The sequence below is a fragment of the Enterovirga sp. genome (assembly GCF_035325185.1).
Taxonomy (GTDB): domain Bacteria; phylum Pseudomonadota; class Alphaproteobacteria; order Rhizobiales; family Beijerinckiaceae; genus Enterovirga.
This window is the reverse complement of sequence record NZ_DAOLAJ010000151.1, coordinates 1-5,160: the sequence shown is the minus strand read 5'-3', so window position 1 is coordinate 5,160 and position 5,160 is coordinate 1. Positions and strand designations below refer to the sequence as shown.

At 71.4% G+C, this 5,160-nt stretch carries 4 protein-coding genes and 1 pseudogene; 3 read left to right on the top strand and 2 right to left on the bottom strand.

What is annotated here, in order from left to right:
• Positions 1-1,469: glycerol kinase GlpK (gene glpK / locus PKD06_RS18240; protein ID WP_324382650.1), on the bottom strand; the 1,469-nt coding region annotated here is incomplete at its 3' end.
• Positions 1,470-1,666: 197 nt separating this feature from the next.
• Between glpK and PKD06_RS18235 the strand changes: the two genes are divergently transcribed.
• Together PKD06_RS18235 and PKD06_RS18230 are read left to right on the top strand one after the other, a co-directional pair.
• Positions 1,667-1,843, top strand: a complete 177-nt coding sequence (locus PKD06_RS18235) for a hypothetical protein (protein WP_324382648.1) — start codon at positions 1,667-1,669, stop codon at positions 1,841-1,843.
• Between the two features lie 10 nt (positions 1,844-1,853).
• Entirely contained in the window at positions 1,854-2,444 is a 591-nt protein-coding gene (locus PKD06_RS18230) for an SCO family protein (protein WP_324382646.1), read from the top strand.
• 9 nt (positions 2,445-2,453) lie between these two features.
• Here PKD06_RS18230 and PKD06_RS18225 read toward each other — a convergent pair whose 3' ends face one another.
• Complete coding sequence (locus tag PKD06_RS18225; protein ID WP_324382644.1) at positions 2,454-4,280, bottom strand: glycosyltransferase family 2 protein; 1,827 nt, start codon at positions 4,278-4,280, stop codon at positions 2,454-2,456.
• A gap of 181 nt (positions 4,281-4,461) precedes the next feature.
• Between PKD06_RS18225 and lysK the strand changes: the two are divergent.
• Positions 4,462-5,160: pseudogene (lysK, locus tag PKD06_RS18220) on the top strand (lysine--tRNA ligase); the annotation flags it as partial.

Here is a 5,160-nt window from a genome sequence, read left to right as displayed (position 1 = left end):
GCCCGCCGCCAGCTCGCGAGGCGCGCCTCGCGCTCGGCCGGCGCCATGGCGGGCGTGAAGCGGCGCTCCAGCCGCCAGCGATCGGCGAAACGCTCCGGCTCGGGATAGAGGCCGGCGGCGAGGCCCGCCAGATAGGCGGCGCCGAGCGCGGTCGTCTCCGCCACCTCGGGGCGGTCGACGGGGGCCCCCAGGATGTCGGCGAGGCGCTGCATGGTCCAGGCCGAGGCGATCATGCCGCCGTCGACGCGCAGGACGGGGCGGTGCGCCCCGGCCTCCGGCCAATCGGCCCGCATCGCCTCGAGGAGATCCGCGGTCTGGAAGCAGACACTCTCCAGCGCCGCCCTCGCCAGTTCCCGCGGGCCGGTGGCGCGGGTGAGGCCGAACAGCGCCCCGCGGACCTCCGGCCGCCAGTAGGGCGCGCCGAGCCCGACGAAGGCGGGGACGAGCACCACGTCCTGGCCCGGATCGGCCCCTTCCGCGAGGGAGCCGGACTGGTCGGCCCGGTCGATCAGCCCGAGCCCGTCGCGGAGCCATTGCACCGCCGCGCCGGCGACGAAGATCGAGCCTTCGAGCGCATAGCTCCGCCGGCCGCCGAGCTGGTAGGCGATCGTCGTGAGCAGCCGCGAGCGCGAGGGCACCGCCGTCCCGCCCGTATTCACCAGGGCGAAGCAGCCGGTGCCGTAGGTCGATTTCACCATGCCCGGCGAGAAGCAGGCCTGGCCGACCATGGCCGCCTGCTGGTCGCCCGCCATGCCGCGGACGGCGATCGGGCCGCCGAGCAGCGACGCCTCCGTCGTGCCGAAATCGCCCGAGCAATCGGCCACCTCGGGCAGGATCGCGGCCGGCACGCGCAGGAGCCGCAGCAAATCCTCGTCCCAGGCCCCGCGATGGATGTCGAAGAGCATGGTGCGGCTGGCATTGGTCGCGTCGGTGCGGTGGACGCGCCCGCCCGTCAGGCGCCAGAGCAGCCAGCTGTCCACCGTGCCGAAGGCCAGCTCGCCCCGCTCCGCCCGCGTCCGCGCCCCGGGCACGTTGTCGAGGATCCAGGCGACCTTGGTGCCGGAGAAATAGGGATCGACCAGGAGACCCGTCCGGCGCGTCACGAGGTCCTCGGCGCCTTCCGCCTTCAGCCGGGCGCAGAGATCGGCGGTGCGCCGGTCCTGCCAGACGATGGCGCGGTGGATGGCCCGTCCGCTCCGCCGGTCCCAGACGATTGCCGTCTCGCGCTGGTTGGTGATGCCGATCCCGGCGATCTGCGCCGCCGAGGCGCCGGCCTTCGCCATGGCGGCGCGGCAGGTCGAGAGCGTGGTGGCGAGAAGATCCTCCGCCTCGTGCTCGACCCAGCCGGAGGCGGGAAAATGCTGGGCGAATTCCTCCTGCGCGATCGCCGCGACGGTGGTGTCGGCCCGGAACAGGATGGCGCGGGTCGAGGTCGTGCCCTGGTCGATGGCGAGAACGAGCGATGACACGGGCGTTCCTCGAAGCCGTCGCGGCGCAGCACTTGCGCGACACCTGCGCGGCTTTTCGTCCCGGTCATGGTGCCCGCTCCTCCGGACGGCAGCAAGGGCGGATCGATGCGGCCCGCCGCGCTCTGGAGGGGAGTGCGAAGGGACGCTATCTAGGAATCGCCGCGGGCCTCGGGACGAGGTCCGGGCGGAGGGGAGCCGTGGAGCGGATCGAAGCCATGCCGATGGAGGAGGCCCGGCCGGCGGGTCGGGCGGGCCTGAAGCTCGCCCTCGGCGCGGGCTTGTGCCTCATTGCGGCGGGGGCACTCCTGTGGTGGCGCGAGGGCGGGGACGTTTTCGGCAAGCTCGTGACCTCGACCCTCTCCTGGTGCCTCTGACAGAATTCCCATGACCCATCGCGCAAAGCGCCTCGCGGCCCCGATCGCCGCCTTCCTGTTCGGGCTCTTCGCCCTCGGCATCGCAGCCTATGTGACGCTGATGCCCGGGGGGCGCCAGGCGACGGCGAATATCGGCGGGCCCTTCACGCTGGTCGCCGGCGACGGCCGCAAGGTCACCGAGCACGACTTCAAGGGGGCGCCGTTCCTGGTCTTCTTCGGCTTCACCCATTGCCCGGACGTCTGCCCGACGAAGCTCCAGGAGATGTCGGACGTGTTCCAGGCGCTCGGCCCCAAGGGGAGCAAGGTCCGCGCCCTCTTCATCACGGTGGACCCGGAGAGGGACACGCCCGAGGTGATGAAGAACTACGTCTCGAGCTTCGACGAGCATATCGTCGGCCTCACGGGAGACCGGGCGGAGATCGACCGGGTCGTGAAGGCCTATCGCGTCTTCGCCCGCAAGGTGCCCCTCGAAGGCGGCGACTACACCATGGAGCATACCGGCCTCGTCTACCTGATGAACAGGGACGGGCTCTTCGTCGGCTCGCTCAATCTCGACCGCACGCCCGAGGAAGCAGCCCGGGAGATCGCCCGCGAGCTGTGATCGGGTCGGCTACAGCGCCCCTCCCCGGCTCCGCGAGGTCCGGGCGAGCCCGTGCTCGGTCTTGTTCCAGCGGTCGGGATCGAAGACCAGCTCGAGGATGCCGCGCCAGGTGCCCAGGCTGACGAGCAGGTAATAGAGGGGCATCAGGAAAGCGAGCGGGGCGAGCCTGCGCCATCCCCGCCTGCGGATCGCCGCGAGAGAGGGCAGGATCATCGCCAGGAACCCCGCGGCCAGCAGGACCAGCGACAGGGCGGCGGTCGCGGCCTCGAGCAGATCCTCGTGGTCGAAGAAGCCTCCCGAGGCGAGCTGGACCAGAACGACGAGCGTGAAGACGGGATAGATGGCGGCGGAGATCACCGCCCCGCCGATCAGGAGGCTGGCCCAGGTGAACCGCCAGGTGCCGAGGTCCCGAAGCGCGCGGGCCGGCGCGCGGCTGTGGGTGATGGCGACCTGCACATAGCCCTTCATCCAGCGCGTCCTCTGCGCGAACCAGGCGCGCAGACGCGCCGGCGCTTCCTCATGGGTGGTCGAGGGCAGGTCGGCGACGCGATGGCCGGCGAGGGCGAGGCGGATGCCGAGATCGGCATCCTCGGTCACGTTCCAGGGGTCCCAGCCGCCGAGCGTGCGCAGCACCTCGGTCCTGAAGTGGTTGGAGGTGCCGCCGAGCGGGAGCGGCAGGTCGAAATGGGCGAGGGCCGGATTCACCACGTCGAACAGCCCGCCGTACTCCAGCGTAAACAGGCTCGTGAGCAGGTTGTCGGAGGTATTGTCGATGGAAAGCCGCGCCTGGAGGCAGGCGACCTGCGGCGGCAGCCGCTCGAAGAGGGAGGCCGCCTCGCGGAGCTGGCCCGGATCGGGCACGTCCTCGGCGTCGTAGACGACCACGTAGGCGCCGCGGGCGAGAAGCAGGCCGACATTGAGCGCACGCGGCTTGGTCTGCGGCTGGCCCGGCGGAATCCGGACGATCTCCACAAAGCCCGGCCAGGAGATCTCGGCAAGGCCCGCGGCGGTCTCCTCATCCCCCGCCTCGACCAGTATCTTCGCGTCGAGTTTGGCGTGCGGGTAGTCGAAGGCCAGGAGCGCCGCGCGGATCTGCGCCAGCACGCGCCGCTCGCGATGAAGCGGTATCAGGATCGTATAGACGGGCAGGTCCGAATCCGGGGTGCGGGGCAGGCCCGCCGGCAACGCGACAGGCGCCGGGTCGAACACCGCCGCGATCTTGACGGCGGCGAGGGCCAGGAACGGGAAGCCGCTCATCAGCACCAGCGCCAGAATCGCGGGCCTCCCCGTCGCGATCCCGGCCGCCGCGACGAGAGCCAGCAGGGCCAGGACGACGAGGGCCTGCCGCCAGGACAGGCCGGCGTGATAGCTGTGCTCCGGCATCTCGCGCGCAAGCTGCTCGGCGGCCATGCGGGCGATGGTCTCGCCGCGCGCCCGGAAGACTGCCTCGCGCAAGGCCTCGGGCGTCGTCATCGACAGCCCCGCGACGAGCGAGGCCCGGCGCCCCAGCATGTCTTCCACCCCCTCGCCCCGCGGCGCGAGCACATAGCCCCCTTCCGCCAGGGGGGCGATCCCCGTCAGGATGGCCTGCGGATACCTGGCGAGGGCATGGACGGAAAAGCCCGGCGCGGCGAAGGGCAGGCCCAGCTCCGCTGCGAGGGAGCGGTAGAACAATTCGGGCGCGACGGCGCCGGTGGCGAGGGCGGCCTCGGCCGGGGCGACCTTCCATTGCCGGGCCAGGCGGGCGGCTTCGGCGAGCGGCTCGGCCGGGACGCCGTGGCGCGTCAGGAAGCGGAGATCCGGCGGCAAGCCGGCAGAGGCCGGGGATGTCGTCATGGCCTCCCCGATGCCCCCGGCACGCAGGATGAAAGAATGCCCTCCCGGCAAAAGCACAGCCGACGGACCGACGCAATTTCCGCAGGAAGCAAGCTCCGGCGCGGCGGCCCGGCCGGCGCCTGTTGATCCCCCCTCCCCCGCGCCCTATTCAGCCCTCTTTCCGCGATACGGACCGGAACCAATGCCCCCCCTCGATCCCGCCCTTCTCGAAGCTGCCGGCACGGCCTCCGCCTGGCCCTTCGAGGAGGCGCGGAAAATCGTCGCCCGGCTGGAGAAGAGCGGCCGGAAGGAGGTGCTGTTCGAGACGGGATACGGCCCCTCGGGCCTGCCGCATATCGGCACCTTCGGCGAGGTGGCGCGCACCTCGATGGTGCGCCACGCCTTCCGCGTGCTGACGCAGGACAGCGTGCCGACGCGCCTCGTCGCCTTCTCGGACGACATGGACGGGTTGCGCAAGGTGCCCGACAACGTGCCGAACCGGGAACTGCTCGCGGCCAATCTCGACAAGCCCCTGACCTCGGTGCCCGACCCCTTCGGCACCCACGAGAGCTTCGGCGCGCACAACAACGCGCAGCTCCGCAGCTTCCTCGACGCCTTCGGCTTCGACTACGAGTTCCTGTCGGCGAGCGAGTGCTACAGGTCCGGCCGCTTCGACGCGGCCTTGCGCCTCGTGCTCGAGCGCTATGACGAGGTGATGGCGATCATGCTGCCCTCGCTGCGCGAGGAGCGCTCGGCCACCTATTCGCCTTTCCTGCCGATCCATCCCGAAACCGGCCACGTCATGCAGGTGCCGATCGACGAGGTGCGAGCCGAGGCGGGCACCCTCGTCTGGCGCGACCCGGAGACGGGCCGGAGCTTCGAGACGCCCGTCACCGGCGGC